The sequence below is a fragment of the Streptomyces sp. NPDC030893 genome (genome assembly GCF_055571535.1).
Window position 1 is genome coordinate 208,939 of record NZ_JBVIFC010000004.1, and the last position, 24,336, is coordinate 233,274.

11 protein-coding genes and 1 pseudogene are annotated in these 24,336 nt (G+C 66.9%); 9 read left to right on the top strand and 3 right to left on the bottom strand.

The genetic code is table 11. From position 1 onward, the window contains the following. The first annotated feature begins 54 nt into the window (after nt 1–54). The 4 genes and pseudogenes from ACZ434_RS10810 (at nt 55) to ACZ434_RS10825 (ending at nt 10,099) form a co-directional block, all read left to right on the top strand. The gene (locus tag ACZ434_RS10810; RefSeq protein ID WP_468454521.1) at nt 55–6,984 is read left to right on the top strand and encodes a polymorphic toxin-type HINT domain-containing protein; all 6,930 of its coding nucleotides are present in this window, start codon (nt 55–57) and stop codon (nt 6,982–6,984) included. Between the two features lie 98 nt (nt 6,985–7,082). Then, complete coding sequence (locus tag ACZ434_RS10815) at nt 7,083–7,823, top strand: barstar family protein (protein WP_468454024.1); 741 nt, start codon at nt 7,083–7,085, stop codon at nt 7,821–7,823. 843 nt (nt 7,824–8,666) lie between these two features. Then, nucleotides 8,667–8,921, top strand: a complete 255-nt coding sequence (locus tag ACZ434_RS10820; RefSeq protein WP_468454026.1) for a hypothetical protein — start codon at nt 8,667–8,669, stop codon at nt 8,919–8,921. A 101-nt stretch (nt 8,922–9,022) separates the two neighbouring features. Continuing rightward, nucleotides 9,023–10,099 (top strand): annotated as a pseudogene (locus ACZ434_RS10825) (IS630 family transposase). Nucleotides 10,100–10,477: 378 nt separating this feature from the next. Here the strand turns inward: ACZ434_RS10825 and ACZ434_RS10830 are convergent. After that, nucleotides 10,478–12,007, bottom strand: coding sequence for a helix-turn-helix domain-containing protein (locus ACZ434_RS10830; RefSeq protein ID WP_468454028.1), 1,530 nt, complete (start codon nt 12,005–12,007; stop codon nt 10,478–10,480). 64 nt (nt 12,008–12,071) lie between these two features. Further along, entirely contained in the window at nt 12,072–12,278 is a 207-nt protein-coding gene (locus ACZ434_RS10835) for a DUF4236 domain-containing protein (protein WP_468454030.1), read from the bottom strand. A 472-nt stretch (nt 12,279–12,750) separates the two neighbouring features. Between ACZ434_RS10835 and acnA the strand changes: the two genes are divergently transcribed. From acnA to ACZ434_RS10855, 4 genes are all read left to right on the top strand, one after another. Continuing rightward, entirely contained in the window at nt 12,751–15,474 is a 2,724-nt protein-coding gene (acnA, locus tag ACZ434_RS10840) for an aconitate hydratase AcnA (protein ID WP_468454032.1), read from the top strand. A gap of 128 nt (nt 15,475–15,602) precedes the next feature. Further along, nucleotides 15,603–15,989: a hypothetical protein gene (locus ACZ434_RS10845; RefSeq protein WP_468454034.1), complete on the top strand. Its 387-nt coding sequence runs from the start codon at nt 15,603–15,605 to the stop codon at nt 15,987–15,989. Between the two features lie 13 nt (nt 15,990–16,002). Beyond that, nucleotides 16,003–17,127 carry a caspase, EACC1-associated type gene (locus ACZ434_RS10850; protein ID WP_468454036.1) on the top strand — a complete coding sequence of 375 codons (1,125 nt, stop codon included), beginning with the start codon at nt 16,003–16,005 and terminating at the stop codon, nt 17,125–17,127. Between the two features lie 190 nt (nt 17,128–17,317). Beyond that, entirely contained in the window at nt 17,318–17,629 is a 312-nt protein-coding gene (locus ACZ434_RS10855; protein ID WP_468454038.1) for a hypothetical protein, read from the top strand. Nucleotides 17,630–18,494: 865 nt separating this feature from the next. Here the strand turns inward: ACZ434_RS10855 and ACZ434_RS10860 are convergent. Further along, complete coding sequence (locus tag ACZ434_RS10860; protein ID WP_468454040.1) at nt 18,495–22,313, bottom strand: GH92 family glycosyl hydrolase; 3,819 nt, start codon at nt 22,311–22,313, stop codon at nt 18,495–18,497. A 674-nt stretch (nt 22,314–22,987) separates the two neighbouring features. Here ACZ434_RS10860 and ngcE point away from each other — a divergent pair. Next, a complete protein-coding gene (gene ngcE, locus ACZ434_RS10865) occupies nt 22,988–24,331 on the top strand; it encodes an N-acetylglucosamine/diacetylchitobiose ABC transporter substrate-binding protein (protein ID WP_468454523.1) in 1,344 nt (447 codons plus the stop codon). Nucleotides 24,332–24,336 lie beyond the last annotated feature (5 nt).

Here is a 24,336-nt window from a genome sequence, read left to right on the forward strand (position 1 = left end):
TGCCGCAACGCGATTGATCTTCCAGCTCTTGCGAACCGGATGGGTACGAAACTCATGACATTTGGCATAAGCACCTCAAAAAGAGGTGTGGGGGGTGTGCGGCGGTGGGGGCGACGCCTCGTCGTGCCCACGGTGGCCTTGGCGCTGCTGGCCCCAGTTGGTCAACTGCCGGCCGCGACGGCCGATGAGCAGGGTCTGGGGCGCCCCGATGTGCCCAAACCCCGTGTGAGCAAGGTCGAAGAAGTCAAGAGCCTGGGCGCGAAGAAGGCACGCCAGAAGGTCTCCGAAACCAAGAAGGCCGACGAACAGCGAGCCCGCAAGGCCAAGCAAGAGCAGACAGCTGCCTGGCCCAAGCCGGATACGGCCACCACGACACTTTCCGCCAACAAGGCAGCCAAGGTGGACCTGGCGGGAACGCCTGTTTCCGCACAGCCGGTGAAAACCCGGAGCGTGGCGGCGGCCGCAGGGTCCGTGGATTTCACGGTCCTCGACCAGAAGGCCGCCCGCAAGGCCGGCATCACCGGCGTGCTCTTCACAGCCAGCGCTGACACCGCCGGTACGGCGGAAGTCAGCGTCGACTACGGGGGCTTCGCGTCCATGATCGGTGGCGGCTGGTCGGAGCGCCTGCGTCTGGTGCAGCTCCCGGCCTGCGCGCTGACGACCCCGCACAAGGCCGAATGCCGCGAGCAGACCCCTCTCTCCTCAGCCAACGACTCCGCACAGCAGACCGTCTCTGGTCAGGTCCCGCTTGCCGAGACCGAGTCCGGCACCACCACGCAGCTTGCCTCGGCGAGCGGACTCACCAGCGCCACCGTGTTCGCGGTGACAGCGATGGCGGCAGGTGCGGGGGAGTCACCCAACGGGACTGGCGACTACTCCGCAACCGGACTCGCTCCGTCGTCGTCGTGGGCGGCGGGCGGCAGTTCTGGTTCGTTCACCTGGAACTACGGTCTCACTGTGCCCCCAGCCGCGGCCGGTCCCACACCGAGCTTGGGCCTGTCGTACGACTCGGGCAGCATCGACGGACGCACTGCCTCCACCAACAACCAAGGAACCTCGGTCGGCGAAGGGTTCACCCTCACCGAGTCCTACATCGAGCGCACTTACGGCAGCTGCGACGATGACGGCCACGACAAGGTCTTCGACCGTTGCTGGAAGTACGACAATGCCCTCCTCGTCCTGAACGGTCAGTCCAGTCGCATCGTCAAGGACAACACCACCGGTGCCCATCGTCTGGAGAATGATGACGCCTCAACGGTGAAGCGCTCGAGTGGCGCGGACAATGGGGACGACAACGGTGAGTACTGGACCGTCATCACCGGTGACGGCACGAAGTATGTGTTCGGCCTCAACAAGCTAGAGGGATCCGCTGATCAGCGCACCAACTCCACCTGGACGACACCGGTCTTCGGTGACGACTCCGGCGAACCCGGCTACGACAAGGGCAGCACCTTCGCCGACCGTTCACTGACCCAGGCATGGCGGTGGAACCTCGACTACGTCGAGGACACCCGAGGCAACGCCTCGACCTACTGGTACGCGAAAGAATCCAACTACTACCCGAAGAACAAGGCTTCCACCGCCAACGCCTCCTACACCCGCGGTGGTTACCTGACAGAGATCAAGTACGGGCTGCGCAAGGGCGCACTGTTCACCGATGACGCCGATGCGAAGGTGACCTTCTCCTACGCTGAACGCTGCACTGTCACGGACTGCGCGGAGCTGACCGAGGACACGGCCAAACACTGGCCCGACGTCCCCTTCGACAGCATCTGCACCAGTGGCGACACCGAGTGCAATGCCGCGGGACCGACCTTCTTCTCCCGTAAGCGACTCACCGGAGTCCACACCTTCTCGTGGAATGCCGCGACCAGCAAGCATGACCCGGTCGACTCGTGGGCGCTGACTCAGGAGTACCAGGACGCCGGCGACATCGGGGACACCACCGACCACGTCCTGGTCCTCAAATCGATCAAGCGGACGGGCAAGGCCGGCACCGCGATCGACGTCAACCCGGTGACCTTCACCTACCAGCTGCGCCCCAACCGGGTCGACGGTACGGATGACATCCTGCCGCTCAAGCGCCATCGCATCGGGACGATCACGTCGGAGACGGGGGCGATCACGACGGTGACGCTGTCGGCTCCGGAGTGCAAGCGCACCGAGGTGCTCGGCGCCGCGCAGGACTCCAACACCCGCTCCTGCTACCCGCAGTTCTGGAACATCAACGGCGCCACGGAGGCGTCGGTGGACTGGTTCCACAAATATCGTGTACTCGCGGTCGGTGTCGCCGACCCGACCGGGCAGAACGAGACGGTCGAGAACGCCTACGACTACTCGGGCGCCGCATGGCACTACGCCGACGATCCGTTCACGCCGAAGGACGAGCGGACCTGGTCCGAGTGGCGTGGTTACCGCGATGTCACCGTGTACGCCGGAGCGCTGGACACCACTCGTTCCAAGACGGTCTCCCGCTACCTGCAGGGTATGCACGGGGACAAGAAGAAGGACGGCACCACCAGAACCGTCAGCGTCGAGCCGCTGATGGACACTGACGTCACCTTCCCCGCCCTGACCGACAGCGACCAGTACTCGGGCCAGATGCTGCAGAAGGTTGCCTACAACGGCAGCCAGCCCATCTCGACCTCGTACACGACGTACACGTCCAAGAACACCGCCACGCAGACGGTGCCTGGCGCGGCCGCTCACCTCGCGCGCTGGACACGCCCCAACACCTCCTACGCGAGCACCTACCTGACCGCGTCGAAGTCCTGGCGCACCCACGTCGTCACCAACCGCTACGACGACCTGGGCATGGTCAGAGAGGTCGACGACTACGGGGAGGAGGGCCTGGGCGGTGACGAGACCTGCACCCGCACCTGGTACGCCCGCAACCCGGACGCCGGCATCAACAGCCTGGTCTCGCGCACCCGGACCGTCGGCAAGGAATGCTCCATCGCCGAGACCACACTCGACCTGCCCGTCGACGACAAGCGCCGTGGTGACGTCCTTGCGGACACAGCGGTCGGCTATGACGGTGCGAGCACATGGTCGGAGTCGATGAAGCCTGCCAAGGGTTTGGTCACCTGGACCGGGCGTGCCAAGGGCTATGCCTCCGGCAGCCCGAGCTGGCAGACGATCACCAGCAGCGCCACCACGGACTTCGACGCTCTCGGCCGCCCCACCAAGGTGACCGACGCGGACGGCCAGCCGACCACCACCGCCTACACCCCGGCCGCCGCCGGACCGCTCACCAAGACCATCACCACCAACCCACTGGGACACAAGGCCACCAGCTTCCTCGACCCGCGCCGAGGCCAAGCCCTGCGCACGTACGACGCGAACCTGAAGAAGACCGAACTCGCCTACGACGCACTCGGCCGGCTCACCTCTGTGTGGCTCCCCAACCGGTCGAGCGCGAGCCAGAGCCCCAGCTCCAAGTTCGCCTACCACATGGACAACAAGAACCAGTCCTGGGTGTCCTCCTCAACCCTGAAGAGGGATGGCGAGACCTACACCACCAGCTACGCTATCTTCGACGCACTGCTGCGCCCCCTGCAGACCCAGTCGGAGACACCCCAGGGCGGCCGCCTGCTGACCGACACCCGGTACGACACCCGCGGTCTCCCGTACGAGTCCCACGCGGACATCTTCGACACCACCAGCACCCCCAACGGCACCTACACCCGCGCCGAGTACGGCGAGGCACCCAAGCAGACCGGAACGGTCTTCGACGGGGCCGGCCGGGCCACCAAGACCACCCTGCACGTCTTCGGCGTCGAGAAGTGGTCCACCACCACCAACTACACCGGTGACTCCACCGCCACCACCGCCCTGGACGGCGGCACCGCCACCCGCACCACCACCGACATCCGAGGCCGCACCCTCGAGACCCGTGAATACGCCGGTGCCACCCCGGCCGACCCCCAGTACGGCGACGGCCCCGGCACCAGCTACGTGTCCACCAAGTTCCACTACACCCGAGACGGGCTGCCGACGCAGATCACCGGCCCGGATGACGCCAAATGGTCGTACACCTACGACCTGTTCGGCCGCCAGGTCACAGCGACCGACCCGGACCAGGGCAAAAGCACGACCGAGTACGACGCGTTCGACCGGGCAGTCAAGTCCACCGACTCCCGCGGTAAGGCGATCCTGACCGCCTACGACGTCCTCGGTCGTTCGACCGGGACCTGGGCCGGGTCCAAGGGTGACGCCAACCAGCTCACCGCCACCAGCTACGACGCCCTGCTCAAGGGGCTGCCGGACAGCAGCACCCGCTACGTGGGTGGGAAGAGCGGCCAGGCGTACACCGACACGGTCACCGAATACGACACGCTGTCCCGCCCAGTGGTCAGCAGACTGGAACTCCCCGCCGACGATCCGTTCGTGAAGGCCGGCACGCCGGCGACGCTGGAGTTCGAGACCGCCTACAACCTCGACGGCACCCTCAAGCACACCAAGGAACCGGCTCTGGGGGGCCTGCCCTCCGAGATCGTCGACTACAACTACAACCAGCTCGGGCAGGTCACCTCGGTCGGCGGATCCACCGGTTACCTTTTGAACGCCGCATATTCGGAGATCGGCCAGCCCACCCAGCTCACGCTGGGCACCGCCAATACGGCCGACCACAAGAAGTCCTACATCAACAACCGCTACGAGCAGGGCACCGATCGCCTGATCCGCAGCTTCGTCACCGACGACACCCACGGCTACCAGCTACAGGACCTCCACTACACCTACGACCAGGCCGGCAACGTCACCTCCATCGCCGACCCCACGACACTGGGCGGCACCAGCAGCGCCGAAACCCAGTGCTTCACCTACGACGGCCACCGCCGCCTCACCGAAGCCTGGACACCCAGTTCCCAGAAGTGCTCCGACCCCCGCAGCACCAGCAACCTGTCCGGCCCGGCTCCGTACTGGACCAGTTACACCTACAACGAGGCGGGCCAGCGCACCACGGAAACCACCCACAAGACCGCCGGTGACACCAAGACCACCTACTGCTACACCAAGACCGATCAGCCGCACTTCCTGACCGGCACCACCACCAAGGACAACTGCACCAGCCCGGAGAAGACCTACACGCCCGACGCGGCCGGGAACACCACCAAGCGCCCCGGCACGACGGCGATCCAAGACCTCGCGTGGTCCGAAGAGGGCAAGCTCGCCAAGCTCACCGAGAACGGCAAAGCCACCGACTACCTCTACGATGCCTCAGGTGAACTCCTGATCCGCAATACCGGCGGAGGCGAGAGGGTGCTGTACGCCGGCGCTACCGAACTCCACCTGCGCGCCGACGGCACCACGTGGGCCCAGCGCTACTACACCGCCGATGGCCAGACCATCGCTGTCCGTTCCAACGAAACCCTCAGCAACAAGCTCACCTACCTGGCCGGCGACCATCACGGCACGATGTCCCTGGCCATCAACGCCGACGCCACCCAGACGCACAGCAAGCGTTACACAAGCCCCTTCGGCGCCGAACGCGGCAAGCCCACCGGCACGCCCTGGCCCGACGACAAGGGCTTCCTGGGCAAAACCAACGACGAAACCACCGGTCTCACCCACATCGGCGCCCGTGAATACGACCCGGCCATCGGCCAGTTCATCAGCGTCGACCCCCTCCTCAGCCTCGACCAACCGCAGTCCCTCAACGGCTACAGCTACGCCAACCAACACCCCGCTACAGCCTCGGACCCGACCGGCCTGCGAGAAGGCTGCGGTGCCACCTATGTCACCAGTACGTGCGCATCCCCTGTGAAGCCGGGAGTCAGCAACGCGGTCAGTGGCGGCAACCCCGGCAGCCCCGGAAACTCCGGCAGCAAGAAGCCGTACGGCGGCGCTATCGGCGGATACCACGACGTTGGATACGGCCCTTCAAAGGTGAGTCACTCGTCGCCGTGGACGCCACCGCCGCCGTCCTACTTCGAGATCGTTGCCGCACCGGGGCCCGAACCCGACCAGTTCGAGAAGGCCTTTTCCACAGCCCTCGCAAATCTGCAGGCCGACCGGTTCTACAACTACCTGCCGACTCACGAGATCATGGCCCTGGCCGGCGCGTCGGTCTGCGAGCAATACATCGAATGCTCCAAGGAGCTGTACAAGTATTTCGTTTGGGACCTTCGCTACTCGGCGGAATCCATCGATTCGATGGGGCCCATGATCGGCACCATCGGAGGAACCCCGTACAGTCTTCGCGGCAAGGGGAACCCCCCAGCGAGCGGACCTTGGAAGGAATCCCGCGGCATTTCGTGCAAATGCTTCCTCGCGGGAACTGACGTCCTCATGGCGGACGGCTCCACGAAGCACATCGAGGATGTGGAGTTGGGCGATGAGGTACTGGCGGCCAACCCGCAAACCGGCGAGCTGGGCCCTCGCAAGGTAACTCGCCTCATCCGCACCGAAGACGACAAGCACTTCAACACGCTCTCCGTCGCCACCGATGGCGGTATAGAAGAGCTCACAGCGACACACGAGCACCCGTTCTGGTCGCCGTCAGAGAAGAGCTGGATAGCAGCCGGCGACCTCACCCCGGGCATGACTCTGCTGACCGACGACGACCGCACCGTCATCGTTACAGCGAACAAGCCCTTCACCCAGCACGCTCGCACGTACAACCTCACGGTCGACGCCCTCCACACGTACTATGTGCTGGCGGGCGAGACACCGGTCCTCGTTCACAACAGCAACTGCCCCAAGGGGAAACTGTCTGACGGTTTGCCTCAAGGGATGAACAAGAAGATTGCTGAGGCGTACGATGCGGTCAGGTTGGGGGAAATCAGATCGCATAACACGTACAGTGGTCGGGAGCATTCATGGTGGGCAGGCGCCAAGGAGTATCGAGTTCCGGGGCGCCCAGAGACTGACCGGATCCTGGTCGTGGAGAAAAATGGCGTCGAGGTCTACGGATGGACATCGACTCACTACAGGAAAATTCAGAAGTTCAGCGCGCCACACTTCCCTGATTCCGGCTGGTAAATAGCCTGGTTCGAGCGATACGCCGTAGCGGCATCTTGCTGATGCCGCTACGGCGTATCACAAACTGTCGTAATGTAGAGGCGATTGGTCGACCCTTCATGAAGTTTGAGAGTTTCCCGCTGTATCGGCTCATCGATGATGAATCTCAGGACCTGATTGTTTTGGCGGAAGATGTCCGCGGGTTCTTTGGTGAGCAAGAGGTATACCCTCCGGAAGTTACCTTCATTCGCGTTCACCAGATCGCGAATGCCAGGCGGAAGGTCGAGGATGCGAATCTCGAGGTCGTGAACTCTCAGGGGGTGAAGATCGGCGACTACTGCATCGGTCGGGTTGTCCGAACCGGCCGCCATGGCTTGGTGGAGAACTCTCTTTCGAATGCGACTTATCAGTTCCTTGGTGGCGTATGTGAATACTCTGCGGCGGGAGAAGTGTGGCGGCATTGGGCATCAAAGGTCGAGGGCGCGATGGATGAGTGGCTTCAGTGGCCGTCGCGCTACCATGAAACTTGGCTTCATGTTGTCCAGAATTCATGGTTCGCTTCTGGCAAGAAAGCCGCGAGCTACGGACTGGATGAAGTTGTTTATCTCGATGGGGCGAATATCTTCACGAAGTCGAGTTTCTACTGCGCCTTGGGAGAGGCGGTAAATGGCCCCAGAGGCTATTTTGGGTCGAACCTCGACGCTGTCGCAGATTGCCTATCTCCTGAGGGAACGGCTCCTCTGTCCAATATTGTGTGGCGTAACTATCAGGAATCACGTGATCATCTAGGGGGTGACTTTATGGAGTCGATCCATTCAGTCATGCGCGAGTTTCATGTGGAGGTCATTGCCCGGCAATGACAGGCCTCTGGCAGCTTTCTCGCCAGCGGAAGGTGCGGTTGCAAATTTGATGCCCCGTCAGCTGTGTCCTGGCGGGGCTTTTGCGTGGGGTGACGGCAGTAGTTGACGGCAACGTCAGCGGACGAGTGAGGCGCAGGGTGGCAGTTCGTCGCCGTTGGAGCGTGCTGTCTCGGCTTGATTGCCGACTGGAATTCCTTTGAGGATGTCGGTAAGTCTTTCAATGGCGAAGTACTGACGGCTGTCGAGTACCAGCGAGTGGAAGATTTGTACATCTCCGCCGTGGAATCTCTAGCCGACGCGGTGCAAGCGGACAGATTTAAGTTGAGAAATCTGGTTCTTAACGAGCCTCCGCCACCCTGGCTTGGTGCCGCTTATGACGGCCGTTCCGTTGAGCGGCACACTGCCCTCAGGTTGCTTAGGCAGATGCTCCGACACGGTCTGATCTCTTGCATTTTGGAAAGTGGAGATCTCCTGCGAGTGGCGGTTGAGACTGACTTTTACATCTCGGTGGAGATCCAGCCAGATGCGGTGCACTGTCTGGAGGAGGTGAAGAGTCTAGGGTTGCATTTGGTTTCTGTGGCTTGCGGCGAAGAAGAAGACGAAGCGACAATGACGGTCTACCGTCCCGCAGATGAAGAATTCTGGGAGGAAGCGGCTCAGAGAATCGGGCTATCGCGAGGCGCAGCTGTAATCCTTGAGCGCTGGGCGGAAGGGTGCTGTGGCTACCGATGGTATCCAATTGTCGACGGGGGCCTCTCGACAATCATCAGATCCGTTCGACCACATTCCTTGGTTACGGCATATCTTGACGTAGACGTGCATTGAGTTTCCCGGCAAAACCTCGTGCCTGAAATTTCTTCGGCCATGATGGCCGAAGAAATGCCGGTCGTGATCTTCTCGCGGCCGATTGGCGGAGTCGTGCCTGAATTTCTAGTGCTCAAAGAAGGAGTTGATCTACCAACCGATGCAAAGGTGCCGCCCGGTGATGATTTCGGATTCTTCCTTTGGCCAGGAGGCGATTCGACCTTCATTCAGGCGGTAGTAAGTGGCGATGGATGCCAATCGTTTGATTGTGGTAGCAAATCTGAAGCCCAGTAGGCTGTGCCTGGTAGGGCTTCAGACCGCCTTGACGGCAGTAGTTGACGCTGAGGTTGAAAGGGTGGGGTGACAGCGGGCGTTGGCGGTGCTACATCCTCGTCATGAGGTATGCGGACGGCGGCGGTTTGACCGCCGTGGGGCGGGCGAGGCGTGAGGCGGTGCGCTTCGAGGCCGCGGAGATATTCGAGCAGGGGGTGCGGCCGCCCGAGGTGGCCCGCAGGTTACGGGTGTCGCGGAAGTCGGCGTATGCCTGGCACGTCTCCTGGCGTGAAGGCGGCAGAGCGGCCCTGACGTCCAAGGGAGCCGGCGGCTTTCCATGCCGACTGGGCGATGTTCAGGCAGAGCGGCTGCAGGCTGTGTTGGAAGCCGGGCCGGCGGCGCATTGTTGGACGGAGGACCAGCGGTGGACCCTGGCGAGGGTCGCGGAGCTGATCCACCGCCTGTTCGGGTACCGGTACACCCCGCGCGGGGTCTCGTACCTGCTGCACCGGCTCGGCTGGTCGCCGCAGGTCCCCGTGCACCGGGCGGTCGAGCGGGACGAGTAGGCCGTTGAGTCGTGGCGGACGGAGCAGTGGTCACGGGTAAGAGGACGGCCCGGCTCCTGGGCGCGTGGGTGGTCTTCGAGGACGAGGCCGGGCAGGACCTGGAAACCCGGCAAGGGCCGGACCTGGTCGCGGCGCGGGCAAACGCCCCTGGTCAGGGTGACTGGCAAGGGTTCCGGCCGGGTCCTGATGGCCGGGATGATCTGCATCAGACCGGGACGCGAGACCAGGCTGATCCACCGGACCCAGACGTACCGGGGTCGTACCGGCGAGAAGAAGGGCTTTCGTGCTCGTGAGTTCGCGGACCTGCTGACCTCCGCCCGTCGGCAACTCGGCGGTGCCCCGCTGATCGTCGTGTGGGACAACGCCAGCACCCATCACGCCAAAGCCCTGCGGGACTTCTGCGAGCGCAACAGCGACTGGCTGACCATCGTCAAGATCCCGCCCTACGCACCCGACCTCAACCCCGTCGAAGGCGTGTGGGCCCATCTGAAGAAGTCCCTGGCCGACCTCGCACCCCACACGACCGACGGCCTCACCCTGCTCGTGAAGAACCGCTTGCGTGGTATCCAACGCCGCCCCGAAGTGATCGACGGCTTCATCGCCGAGACCGGACTGGCATTGGAGCCCCCGTAACCTGTCACCCCACCCTTTCAACCTCAGCGGCAACGTCCGTGGACGACGGCCGCGGCGGGTGGGCGTCGTCAAGTCCATGACCGTCTGGAAGATGGTCAGCATGACCGACTGACCCAGCGTCCCGCTCGGCAGTCCCGGGCATCCATGCCCATGCCGGCCCGGTCCACGATCTCGTCGCGGCCGGGCCGGCGCATGGTCCGGTCACGCTGTTCGCAGGCATGTACGACGCGGGCCGCTGCCTGCGAGGGCGGTGACCAGCGTCGTGCTCCGACTCGGGCGCGAAGTCCCAGATAAGTCCCACGATGTGTCGTCACGCCTCCCGGCGGCGTGTATTGGCGCAGGTCAGAGAGGTTTCATCAGTCATCACCTGACGGGCTTTCAGATGTCCCGGAAGATCTCGATCTGCGCCCCGATCGAGTTCAGCCGCTCCGCTAGGTCCTCGTACCCCCGGTTGATGACGTACACGTTGCGCAGCACCGACGTGCCCTCCGCCGCCATCATCGCGAGCAGGACGACCACCGCGGGGCGCAGGGCCGGCGGGCACATCATCTCGGCGGCGCGCCAGCGGGTCGGGCCCTCGACCAGGACCCGGTGCGGGTCGAGGAGCTGGAGGCGGCCGCCGAGGCGGTTGAGGTCGGTGAGGTAGATGGCGCGGTTGTCGTAGACCCAGTCGTGGATGAGGGTCTGGCCCTGGGCCACCGCCGCGATCGCCGCGAAGAACGGGACGTTGTCGATGTTCAGGCCGGGGAACGGCATCGGGTGGATCTTGTCGATCGGCGCCTCCAGCTTGGAGGGGCGGACGGTGAGGTCCACCAGGCGCGTGCGGCCGTTGTCCGCGAAGTACTCCGGGGAGCGGTCGTGGTCGAGGCCCATCTCCTCCAGGACTGCCAGCTCGATCTCCAGGAACTCGATGGGGACCCGGCGGACCGTCAGTTCGGACTCCGTCACCACGGCCGCGGCCACCAGGCTCATCGCCTCGACCGGGTCCTCGGAGGGGGAGTAGTCCACGTCGACGTCGATGGTGGGCACGCCGTGCACGGTGAGCGTGGTGGTGCCGATGCCGTCGACCTTGACGCCCAGGGCCTCCAGGAAGAAGCACAGGTCCTGGACCATGTAGTTGGAGGAGGCGTTGCGGATGACGGTGGTGCCGTCGTGCCGGGCGGCGGCGAGCAGCGCGTTCTCGGTGACGGTGTCCCCGCGTTCGGTCAGCACGATCGGGCGGTCGGGGGAGACCGAGCGGTCGACCACCGCGTGGTACTGGCCCTCGGTCGCGGCGATGTCCAGGCCGAACCGGCGCAGCGCGATCATGTGCGGCTCGACGGTGCGCGTCCCGAGGTCGCAGCCGCCGGCGTACGGCAGCATGAAGCGGTCCATGCGGTGCAGCAGCGGGCCGAGGAACATGATGATGGAGCGGGTGCGGCGGGCGGCGTCCGCGTCGATGGCCGCGAGGTTCAGCTCGGCCGGCGGCACGATCTCCAGGTCGACGCCGTCGTTGATCCAGCGGGTGCGCACACCGATGGAGTTGAGCACCTCGAGGAGGCGGTAGACCTCCTCGATGCGGGCGACACGGCGCAGCACCGTGCGCCCGCTGTTGAGCAGCGAGGCGCACAGCAGCGCCACGCACGCGTTCTTGCTCGTCTTCACGTCGATGGCCCCGGAGAGCCGGCGGCCGCCCACCACGCGCAGATGCATCGGCCCGGCGTAGCCCAGGGAGACGATCTCACTGTCCAGCGCCTCGCCGATACGGGCGATCATCTCAAGGCTGATGTTCTGGTTGCCGCGCTCGATGCGGTTGACGGCGCTCTGGCTGGTACCGAGCGCCTCGGCGAGCTGTGTCTGCGTCCAGCCGCGGTGCTGCCGGGCGTCGCGGATGAGCTTGCCGATGCGTACGAGGTAGTCGTCTGCCATGGGGTTGAGGCTATCTCAGATATGAGATGGCACCTCTTGGGGGGTCCATTCGGGTGATGTGACGTCAGTATCCCCTGGTCCGGCGGGCCCGGCTCGTCCGGCGCCATCCGAAAGGACCGGGCAAATCCATCGATGTCGTACGACGTCCCGTACTGCTCCGGGTGTGGCGGGGGCCGTGCCTGCCGCCGGTGGTGATGGACCATGACCGCTTGTTGATGTTCAGCCGCACCCCCGGAAGGATCCGGAAGCTCTTGCGGAACGTGAGCGGCATCCCTGCCTCCCTGCTCGCTGCCTGAAACTGACTCGGTCTCAGTCGGTTACCCCGTCCGGGCGCATGGATGACAGCCGGCGCCGGAGCCGGTGTGTTCGGGTGCCTTCCCGTGTGGTGTGCGGTGATCGCCCCTGTCCGGGTACCCGGCGGGGTGAACCGGGTCCCCTCGCGGCCGGGTCGCGCACGGACCGCGCACGGGCCGCATGCGGGCCGCGTACGGGTCGCGCACGCCCCACCCCGGTGCGATCACGGGCCCGAACGGGTTGACTGACGGCAGCGGCTCGACGGGGCCCGGGCATGACCATTCCGTCCACGTGTACTAGAGTTATCTCGACATCGAGATATCTGCCGAGGCGCACCGCAGCCGCCACCCTGGTGAGGGTTACCTAACTTAGCCTTACCTTAGCGGATCGGCCAGGGCGGCGTGGCGGCAGGATGCGGTGGTACGCGCACATCAATGAAGGAGACTGTCGTGTCGGCGAACAGCTTCGACGCCCGCAGCACGCTGCAGGTGGGCGACGAGTCGTACGAGATCTTCCGGCTGGACAAGGTCGAGGGCTCCGCGCGCCTTCCCTACAGCCTGAAGGTGCTGCTGGAGAACCTGCTCCGCACCGAGGACGGCGCCAACATCACCGCCGACCACATCCGTGCCCTGGGCGGCTGGGACTCCCAGGCCCAGCCGTCGCAGGAGATCCAGTTCACGCCGGCGCGCGTGATCATGCAGGACTTCACCGGCGTCCCCTGCGTCGTCGACCTCGCCACCATGCGTGAGGCCGTCAAGGAGCTCGGCGGCGACGCGGCGAAGATCAACCCGCTGGCGCCGGCCGAGCTGGTCATCGACCACTCCGTCATCGCCGACAAGTTCGGCACCAACGACGCCTTCAAGCAGAACGTCGACCTGGAGTACGGCCGCAACAGGGAGCGCTACCAGTTCCTGCGCTGGGGCCAGACCGCGTTCGACGAGTTCAAGGTCGTCCCGCCCGGCACCGGCATCGTCCACCAGGTGAACATCGAGCACCTGGCCCGCGTCGTCATGACCCGTGACGGCAAGGCCTACCCCGACACCCTGGTCGGCACGGACTCGCACACCACCATGGTCAACGGCCTCGGCGTCCTCGGCTGGGGCGTCGGCGGCATCGAGGCCGAGGCCGCCATGCTCGGCCAGCCGGTCTCCATGCTGATCCCGCGCGTCGTCGGCTTCAAGCTCACCGGCGAGCTCAAGCCGGGCACCACCGCCACCGACCTGGTGCTCACCATCACCGAGATGCTGCGCAAGCACGGCGTCGTCGGCAAGTTCGTCGAGTTCTACGGCGAGGGCGTGGCCGCCACGAGCCTCGCCAACCGCGCCACCATCGGCAACATGTCGCCGGAGTTCGGCTCCACCGCCGCGATCTTCCCGATCGACGACGAGACGCTGAACTACATGCGCCTGACCGGCCGCAGCGACCAGCAGGTCGCGCTGGTCGAGGCGTACGCCAAGGAGCAGGGCCTCTGGCTGGACCCGAAGGCCGAGCCGGACTTCTCCGAGAAGCTCGAGCTGGACCTGTCCACGGTCGTCCCGTCGATCGCCGGCCCCAAGCGCCCGCAGGACCGCATCGTCCTCGCCGACGCCAAGGCCCAGTTCAGCCAGGACGTACGCAACTACGTCAAGGACGGCGGCGACGTCGACGAGGCCAGCAAGGAGTCCTTCCCGGCCTCCGACTCCCCGGCCATCTCCAACGGCGCCCCCTCCCACCCGGTCGAGGTCACGGCCCCCGACGGCACGACGTACACGCTCGACCACGGCGCGGTGACGGTCGCGGCCATCACCTCCTGCACCAACACCTCCAACCCGTACGTCATGGTCGCCGCCGCGCTGGTGGCCAAGAAGGCGGTGGAGAAGGGCCTGACCCGCAAGCCGTGGGTCAAGACCACCCTCGCCCCGGGCTCCAAGGTCGTCACCGACTACTTCGAGAAGGCGGGCCTGACCCCGTACCTCGACAAGGTCGGCTTCAACCTCGTCGGCTACGGCTGCACCACCTGCATCGGCAACTCCGGCCCGCTGCCGGAGGAGGTCTCCCAGGCGGTCAACGAGCACGACCTCGCGGTGACTTCGGTGCTCTCCGGCAACCGCAACTTCGAGGGCCGGATCAACCCCGACGTCAAGATGAACTACCTGGCCTCCCCGCCGCTGGTCGTCGCCTACGCGATCGCCGGTTCCATGAAGGTGGACATCACCCGCGAGGCACTCGGGTACGACCAGGACAACAACCCGGTCTTCCTGAAGGACATCTGGCCCTCCGAGGCCGAGGTCAACGACGTCGTGGCGAACGCCATCGGCGAGGACATGTTCTCCAAGTCCTACTCCGACGTCTTCGCCGGCGACGCCCAGTGGCAGGCGCTGCCCATCCCGACCGGCGACACCTTCGAGTGGGACGCCGAGTCCACCTACGTGCGCAAGCCCCCGTACTTCGAGGGCATGGGCATGGAGCCGGCCCCGGTCGAGGACATCTCCGGCGCCCGCGTGCTGGCCAAGCTGGGCGACTCGGTCACCACCGACCACATCTCCCCGGCCGGTGCCATCAAGGCCGACACCCCGGCCGGCAAGTACCTCACGGAGCACGGCATCGAGCGCCGCGACTTCAACAGCTACGGTTCGCGCCGCGGCAACCACGAGGTCATGATCCGCGGTACGTTCGCCAACATCCGCCTGCGCAACCAGATCGCGCCGGGCACCGAGGGCGGCTACACCCGCGATTTCACCCAGGACGGCGGTCCGGTGTCGTTCATCTACGACGCCTCCCGCAACTACATCGAGCAGGGCATCCCGCTCGTCGTCCTGGCCGGCAAGGAGTACGGCTCCGGCTCGTCCCGCGACTGGGCCGCCAAGGGCACCGCGCTGCTCGGCGTCAAGGCCGTCATCGCCGAGTCCTACGAGCGCATCCACCGCTCCAACCTGATCGGCATGGGCGTCCTGCCGCTGCAGTTCCCCGAGGGCCACACCGCCGAGTCCCTCGGCCTGACCGGCGAGGAGAGCTTCTCCGTCGCCGGCGTCACCGAGCTCAACGAGGGCACCACCCCGCGCACGGTGAAGGTCACCACCGACACCGGTGTCGAGTTCGACGCGGTCGTCCGCATCGACACCCCCGGTGAGGCCGACTACTACCGCAACGGCGGCATCCTGCAGTACGTGCTGCGCAGCCTGATCCGCAAGTAAGCGGCAGGGCAGGCACAGCGGTTGAGGGCCGCATCCCCGGCACACGGGGATGCGGCCCTCGCCGTGTCCCCCGTTGTACGCTGGGACCTCACCGGACGACGGGGGTGGCGGTGGACCGCACGGAGCGCATGCATCTTGTCCTGGCCGGAAGCCGGGACAGCGACCAGGAAGAACTCGACGAGCTGACACTCCAGTTGCGCGAGCGGCTGCTCGAACTGGACGTCGACGGTGTCGAACTCAACCGCTCCGGGGACGTCCCCGCCGGTGCCAAGCCGGTCGACGGGATCGCCGTCGGCGCGCTCGCCGTGACCGCGGCCCCCTTCGTACTGCGCTCGGTGCTCGACCTGGTGCGGACCTGGATCGAGAACCGCCCGGTGCGCACGGTCGCCATCACCCTGGGCGAGGACAGCCTGGAGCTGGAGGCCGTCTCCTCCGCCGACCAGCGGCGGCTGATGGAGGCGTTCCTGGCCGCGCGCGGCCGGGAGCCGGAACCGGCCGACGGCCAGGACGACTGACGGCCCCACGACCATGCCCTCAGGCCGCCATGCCCTGCTCGTCGCGACCGGCACCTACGACAACCGGGCCCTGAGCCGACTGCGTTCGCCCGCCAGGGACGTCCGGGAACTGGCGGAGGTGCTTCAGGACCCGCGGATCGGTGACTTCGAGGTCGGCACGGTCGTCGATCAGCCCCATCACGAGGTGGCCCGGGCCATCGAGGGCTTCTTCCTCGACCGCCGCCGGGACGACCTGCTCCTGCTGCACTTCTCCTGCCACGGACTGAAGCACGACAACGGCGAACTGCACTTCGCCGCCACCGACACCGACCAGCGGCTGCTCGCCTCCACCTCGGTGCCCGCCGAGTTCGTGCGCCGGCAGATGAACCGGTGCCGGGCGCGGTCGATCGTGCTGCTCCTGGACTGCTGCTACAGCGGCGCCTTCCTGACCGGCGGCAAGGGCGACACCGCCGTCCACGTCCAGGACGAGCTGGCCGGACACGGCCGCGTGGTGCTCACCGCGACCAACCGCACCGAGTACGCGTGGGAAGGCGAGCGGGTCACCGAACTGGAGCCCGAGCCCTCCCGGTTCACCGGGGCCCTCGTCAAGGGTCTGCGCACCGGCGAGGCGGACCGCGACCGGGACGGCCTGATCGGCGTGCACGAACTGTACGACTACGTGTACGAGGAACTGCGGGACTGCGGAGTCCGGCAACGCCCGCAGCTGTGGGCCGAGGTGGAGCACCGGGTCGTGGTGGCCCGGTCGGTACGGGCGCTTCCCGGGGGCGGGGAGCACGCCCCGGCCGCCGCCCCCTTGCCGAACCCGCCCGCGCCCATCCCGGCGCCCGTCGGCCCCCGGCCCGCGGGGACGATGCTGTTGCCGGTCACCGAGGCGCTGTCCGGACTGCCGTGCATGGAGGACGCGCGGGGCCGGCAGCAGTTCGCGATGCTCCTGGGGGAGTACCTCGGCCGGCGGGTGGATCTGCGCGGCGTCCGGCAGCGGGAGGACGTGATCGCGATCGCGCGGGCGGCCCTGAGCCAGGAGGGCGGGACGAGGGTGCTGCTGTCGACGGTCGAGCTCTTCGAGGGGCAGCGGGCCGCCGCCGAGCTGGGGGACAGGCTCCGGCAGGGCGAGAGCCCCGGGGCGACGCCCCGCTGATCCGTGGTGCCGGGCTCCCCGCCGTGTCAACCGTTTACAACGGCGGCATGCGGCGATACCGTCCCCCAGGGACGGGGTGGGAGCGCTCCCATGATTCCGGCGGACCGGAACCCGCCGCCGGGACACTGCCACCTCGTCCGCCCCGCACCCCGCACGGTCCGTTACCCCCACAGCCGCGGACAGGTGTGTCATGACTACGGCAAACTGGAGGAGCGCCGCGGCTTCCCGGCCCGGCCTCCGCGCCCGCAGCACCACCCTGTTCCTCCTCCTGGTCTCCCTGCTGCTCGCCACGGTTCCGGCCCTGGGCCTGCTCCTGTCCGCGGTCGCCGGGCCGGAGACCCGGGGCACCGCCCTGAACCCCGGCAGGCGCGTCTTCCTGTGCCAGGGGCAGGGGGCCGCCGGCCCGTGGGCCGGTGCGGCCGTCTGCGAACCGGCCTCCACCCCCGTGGCCCCCGGCCCCGGCGGTGACGGCACGACGTCGCCACCCTGCCAAGCCGACTGATTTGCTCCGCAGGTGGCCGAGGGGGCTCGTCCTGCCGTCACCGGCGCCACCGGCCGCGTCGCCTGCCCAACGCGCCGCTCAACCCGGCCGGCCGGGTTGAGCCGTGCCGGCGGGCCCGCACAGCACGGCCGGCGACGGCCATTCCAGCGCCACCCGCGCCGCCCACCGGCGCCGTTCGCTCAACGCGCCTGTCGGTTCGCCCAGTTGGCTCCAGCCGTGCCGACTGGCCCGCCCTGGGCGGTCGGGGACGCCCCGTCCGGCGCCACCCGCCGGTGCTGTTCGCCCAACCCGCTCATCAGTCGACCTAGTTGGCCCCAGCCGCACCGGCTGACCCGCCCAGGGGGGTCGAGAACGGCGGCCCGTCCGGCGCCACCGGTGTCGCCCGCCGGTCTGATTCGCCGAACGCGCGTATCCGCCGGTGTAGTTGGGCCCAGCCGGCCCGGTTGGCCCGCCCTGGGCGGTCGAGAGTGACGGCCCGTCCGGCGCCACCCGCGCCGCCCACCGGTGCTGTTCGCCCAACCCGCTCATCAGTCGGCCCAGTTGACCCCAGCCGCGCGGCTGACCCGCTCAGGGCGGTCGAGGACGGCCCCTCCGGCGCCATCCGTGTCGCCCGCCGGTCTGATTCGCCCAACGCGCGTACCGCCAGTGCAGTTGGCCCCAGCCACCCCGGCTGACCCGCCCCGGGCGGTCGGGGACGGCCCGCCCGACGTCACCCATGTCGCCCACCGATGCCATTCGCCCAACCTGCCGATGGCTCACGCCAGTTGGTGCCCAGGGTGCGAGGCACCCACCGACCCGAGTGATCGCAGGAAGAGGGCGGGCCCGGGGCATGCCTGCGCCCCGGGCCCGCCGCTGTGAGCGGCCGTCAGCTCAGCAGTTCCACCTCCGCCAGCGTCGCCTCACCGGTCAGCACCAGCCGGTAGTGGCCGTAGGTGCCCGGCTCGTCCACCGAGAAGGCGCGGGTCTGCCGGTCCCAGCGGAACGACTCGTCCGTCCGCTCGTCCAGATCCGTCCACGTCTTCCCGTCGGCCGAACCCTGCAGCACCCACCCCGTGGGCGCCTTCGTGCGGTCCGAGGAGGTCAGCGTGTACTGCGCGGCCTCGGTGTCACCGGTGACGGGCAGCTCCACGGTGGACACCGTGGCACCGGTCGCCGACGTGTCGTCGAACAGCTCGCCCTCGCCCTTCAGCACGTCCTCGCGGGGCGACGGCACCTCGTCGTCCTCCGTGATCGACACGGGCGCCGCGTTCTCGCCCGTGCCCCACGACGACGGACGCGAGCCCATGTCGAACTCCAGGACGCCGCCCCGGGCGATCACCGAGTGCGGCAGCGAAGTGGAGTTCCAGCGCTTGCCGTTGACCTTCAGCCCCTGCACGTAGACGTTCTTCGCGCTGTTCTTCGGCGCCTTGACGACCAGCTCGCGGCCGTTCTCCAGGTGCACGGTCATCTTCTTGAACAGCGGGGAGCCGATGGCGTACTCGCCGCTGCCCATGACCAACGGGTAGAAGCCCAGCGAGGAGAACAGGTACCAGGCCGACTGCTCGCCGTTGTCCTCGTCGCCGTGGTAGCCCTGGCCGATCTCGCTGCCGGTGTAGAGGCGGGACAGCACCTCGCGCACGTTCTTCTGCGTCTTCCACGGCTGCCCGGCCGCGTCGTACATGTACAGGGCGTGGTGGGCGACCTGGTTGGAGTGGCCGTACATGCCCATCCGCACGTCCCGCGCCTCGATCATCTCGTGGATGACACCGCCGTAGGAGCCCTTGAGCTCCGGGGAGGCCGTCTCCGGCGTGGACAGGTACTCGTCGAGCTTGTCGCCGAGTCCCTCGCGGCCGCCGTACAGGTTGGCCAGACCGCGGCTGTCCTGCGCGGCGGTGAAGGCGTACCCCCAGCCGTTGGTCTCGGTGTAGTCGTAACCCCACACCCGCGGGTCGTACTTCGAGGACTCCACCCGCCAGTCGCCCTTGGCGTTCCGGCCCTGGAAGAACCCGGCCTCGGAGTCGAAGAGGTTGACGTAGTCCTGGGCGCGGTCCAGGAAGTACGCGGACTCCTCCTTGTAGCGCTGCTCGCCGGTCTTCTTGTGGAGGGCCTCGCCCATCTTCGCGATGCCGTAGTCGTTGAGGAAGCCCTCCAGCGCCCACGACAGGCCCTCGTGCGTCTCCGTGCTCGTGTAGCCGAGGAAGGGCGAGGTGGCCATGCCCTTGCGGCCCACACCGGAGGACGGGGGCACGACGGTGGCGTTCTTCACCGCCGCGTCGTACGCCGCCTCCGCGTCGAAGTCGACACCCTTGACGTACGCGTCCGCGAACGCGACGTCCGAGGAGGTGCCGGTCATCAGGTCGGCGTAGCCGGGGGAGGACCAGCGCGAGGTCCAGCCGCCGTCCTTGTAGTGCTGCACGAACCCGTCGACCAGCTCACCGGCCTTGGACGGGGTCAGGAAGGAGTACGCCGGCCAGGTTGTCCGGTAGGTGTCCCAGAAGCCGTTGTTGACGTACACCTTGCCGTCGACGATCTTGGCGCCGGTGCGCGTCGGGGTGTCGGGCCCCTCCGCCTTCGAGAAGGGCGAGGCGTACTTGTGCTTTCCGTCCACCTTCTCGTGGCCCGAGTTCGGATACAGGTACAGCCGGTAGAGGCTGGAGTACAGCGTGGTCAGCTGGTCCGGGGTGGCGCCCTCGACCTCGACCTTGCCGAGGATCCGGTCCCACTGGCGCTGGGCGTCCCGCTTGACCTTGTCGAAGGAGGCGCGCTCGGGCAGTTCCTGGCGCAGGTTGTCCTTCGCCTGGTCGACGCCGATCAGCGAGGTGGCCAGGCGCAGCGTCACCGTGCGGTCCCGGCCGGCGTCGAAGCGCAGGTGGCCCTTGAGGCCGCTGGAGTCGCCGCCGGTGACCTTGCTGTCGAACTCGCCGTACACGAACAGCCGGGTCGCGCCCGTGGAGAGGCCGGACTTGACGTCGGAGTAGCCGCTGAAGGTGCCGTTCTCCTTGTCGAGGGTCAGACCGCCCCGGTCCGGGACGTTCTCGTCGCCGGCGTTGTCGAACAGCACGCTCGCGTCGTCGCCCGGGAAGGTGAAGCGCATCATCGCCGCGTGGTCCGTCGGCGTCATCTCGGCCTTCAGGCCGTTCTCGAACCGCACTCCGTAGTAGTACGGCCGCGCGGTCTCGTTCTCATGGCGGAAGGCCAGCTCGCGTGCCTCACGTCCGAGGTCCGGGGTGCCGGCGGCGACCGAGGGCATCACCTGGAAGGTCTGCCGGTCGCCCATCCAGGGGCTGGGTTCGTGGCTCGCGCTGAACGCCTGGATCGTGGGCAGGTTGTCGTCGTTGTTGCCGCTCGCGTAGTCGTACAGCCAGCTCGTCGACCTGGCGTTGGTGACCGGGGTCCAGAAGTTGAACCCGTGCGGCACGGCCGTCGCGGGGAAGTTGTTGCCGCGGGAGAAGCTGCCGCTGGAGTTGGTGCCCCGGGTGGTCACCGCGTAGTCGGACGGATGGGCCTTCGGCCGCTCGGGCCGCACCCGCTTCAGCTCCACGTCGTCCAGCCAGCCGCGGAACTTCGCCGGGCCCTCGGGGGAGTCGTACGCCACCAGGATCCGGTCGACGGTCCTGCCCGCGGCCACCGAGCCGATCGCGGAGCGCACGCTGTTCCACTGGTTGACGTACAGCACCTTGGAGTCGCCCTGGCCGCGCGGCGTCAGCGGGAAGCCGTGCTGGTCCGTCGCCCTCAGGTCGCTGAGATACGTGCCGTCGGTGAAGGCCAGGTCCACGGAGACGTTCGTGGCATCGTAGTCGAGGTCGCGGTCCGCCATCGACGGGAAGATCTTGTACGACAGTTCCGTGCGGCGCTCGACCTTCACGTCGACGTCGAACACCTTGTTGTACGAGTACGCCCGCCCGTCGGCGGTGTGCCGCCCCGCGTACCGCAGGGCCCGCTTGCCGGTGAAGCCGGCGCGCGCCTTGGCCGTCGGGGAGCCGGTCGGGCCGCGGTCGACCAGCGAGAGCATGTCCTGAGGCACCGGTTCGTCGGTGCCGCCGGTGGCGAACTGGACATCGGCGAGCTGCACTATGCCGCCGCTGCCGTTCTTCGTGATGTCCAGCCGGAAGTGCCGGTACTCGCCGACGGCCGATGCGTCGAGGGTGTAGGTCTTCGTCTGGAACCGTTCCGCGAAGGTCTCGCCCGAACGGCTGTCGAGGGTCTTCCAGTTCTCGCCGTCGGTGGAGCCCTTGAGCGTCCAGTCGCGCGGGTCGCGCTCGGCGTGGTCGTTGGCGGAGGTGAGCGCGTAACGGAGCACCTCCGCCGGGGCGTCGAAGTCGAACTCCACCCAGGCGGTGGACTCGAAGGCCAGCCACTTGGTGCTCGAGAGGCTGTCGACGAGGTGTTCCTTCACCTCCCGGCCGTCGGTGTTCTCCGCGCTCGCGCGGACGTCCGTGACATGGTCGGTGATGTTGCCCGGGATGCCGGAGCTGTAGCCGCCGTTGACTCCCGAGGCGCGCTTGCCGCCGCCCGGCGTGGTGTCGACGGTGTTCAGCCAGTCCGGGGCGGGGTCCCCGGACTCGAACGACGACGCGAACTCACGGTCCGCCTTCGGCGGCGCCTGGGGCAGCGCCACGGCGACACCCTGCGAGCCCGCGGCCAGAGCGAAGGCGGCCGCCGAGACGACCGCCGTGCTCCATCTGTGCCGAATCCTCTGTTCCATGCGCGAGCACCCTCCCTGCGCTGGACAACGTTGTCAAACAAAGTGCGCAAGGACCAGTAGTGGACCAAGTGGCCCATGGTGTCAAGGTGTTGAATGTGCCATTCGGGACCGGTGGTAAGGACATTTCCACAATGGAACACGCCGGGCGCTCGTATTTCCGCGAGGTCTCAACTCGGAAAAGACGTATGAGGAACCTTGCATTCGATCTTGCTCCGTCGGTGTGAAGTGGACTATACCTGTCGGCACTCCGGGGCATCTTCACCGCTCCCGACCTTGTACGGCCGCACTTCCTGCACGACCCAGCTTGACCCGAACGCGGTGCCGGGAGGATCCGGTTCACCGCCTGAGTCCTGGAGAAGGCGAGGACTGGAGCAATGGGATCCACCACCGGTGCAGGCCATCGCGATCCGATCAGGTGGAGCGCGACCGCCACTCCGGCCTCGGCGACCGATATGCCGGCATCACTCAGCTGATCATCGGCGCCGCACCGCGGCTCCGAGACGACGGCGACAACGCCCCACGTGCGGCCGGCGCAGGACCGGCCCGGCCACGGCGACCGCACACGCAGCACACCCGCACAGAACCAACCGATCAGTGAGGATGCAGAGATGACCATTCGTGCCGGCTCTCTTGACAGGCGGACGCTCCTGCGCGGGGCCATCGCCACTGCGGCGATGGGCTCGTTCGCGGTCGCGTGCAGCTCTCCCTCCAGCGAGGGCAGCGACGGCGACGGCGGCCCGAAGGGCGAGAAGAGCGCCAAGAACCCGTTCGGTGTCGCCGCGAACTCCACGGTCGAGGCGGCCATCTTCGACGGCGGCTACGGCACCGACTACGTCGACTACACCAACCAGGTGCTCGGCAGCCAGGTCAAGGGCCTCAAGGTCCAGGTCGAGCCGGTCGTCGACATCGCGCCCCAGCTCCAGCCCCGCTTCGTCGGCGGCAACCCGCCGGACCTCATCGACAACTCCGGTGAGGACCAGATCGGCTTCCTCGGCATCCTCGACCAACTGGAGGAGCTCGACGACCTCTTCGAGGCCAACACCTACGAAGGCAAGAAGATCGCCGACATCGTCTACCCCGGCGTCAAGGCCCCCGGCACGTTCAAGGACAAGTTCGTCGCGCTCAACTACGTGATGACCGTGTACGGCGTCTGGTACTCGAAGACGCTCTTCGAGGAGAACGGCTGGACCCCGCCGAAGACCTGGGACGAGGCGCTCGACCTCGGCCAGGAGGCGAAGAAGAAGGGCAAGTACCTCTTCGTCCACGGCAAGGAGGCGGCGACCTACTACCGCACGCTCCTGATCGACTCGGCGATCAAGGAGGGCGGTGACGAGGTCCGGCTCGGCCTGGAGAACCTGGAGAAGGGCTGCTGGTCGCACCCGGCCGTCCAGGGCGTCATCAAGGTCATGGAGACCATGGTCAAGCAGAAGATGTTCGTCCCCGGTGGCTCGGGCACCCAGTTCCAGAAGGCGCAGGCGATCTGGAGCAACGACCAGAAGGCGCTGCTCTACCCGTCCGGTGGCTGGATCGAGAACGAGATGAAGAAGGCCACCAAGGCGGATTTCCAGATGACCGGATTCCCGTCGATGACGCTCACCGACAAGCCGCAGCTGCCCTACGAGTCGCTCCGCGCGGCCGCCGGCGAGCCGTTCATCGTGCCCAAGCAGGGCAAGAACCCGGCCGGCGGCAAGGAAGTGCTGCGGGCGATGCTGTCGGAGAAGGCGGCCGCCAACTTCTCCAGGACGAAGCTGGCCCCGACGATCGTCAAGGGCACCGTGCCCGCCGACGGTTACGGATCGACGGCTCTCGTCTCGCAGACGCAGATGCTGGAGGCCGCGGGCACCAACATCTTCAACTACATGTTCGTCGAGACCTACGGGATGAACACCGACCAGCTGGTGCCGTGGAACTCGTTCCTCGCCGGTGACCTCGACGGCAAGGGGCTGACCTCGGCCCTGCAGAAGATCTCCGACAAGGTCCGGGAAGACGACTCCGTCGACAAGGTCAAGGTCAGCTAGCACCG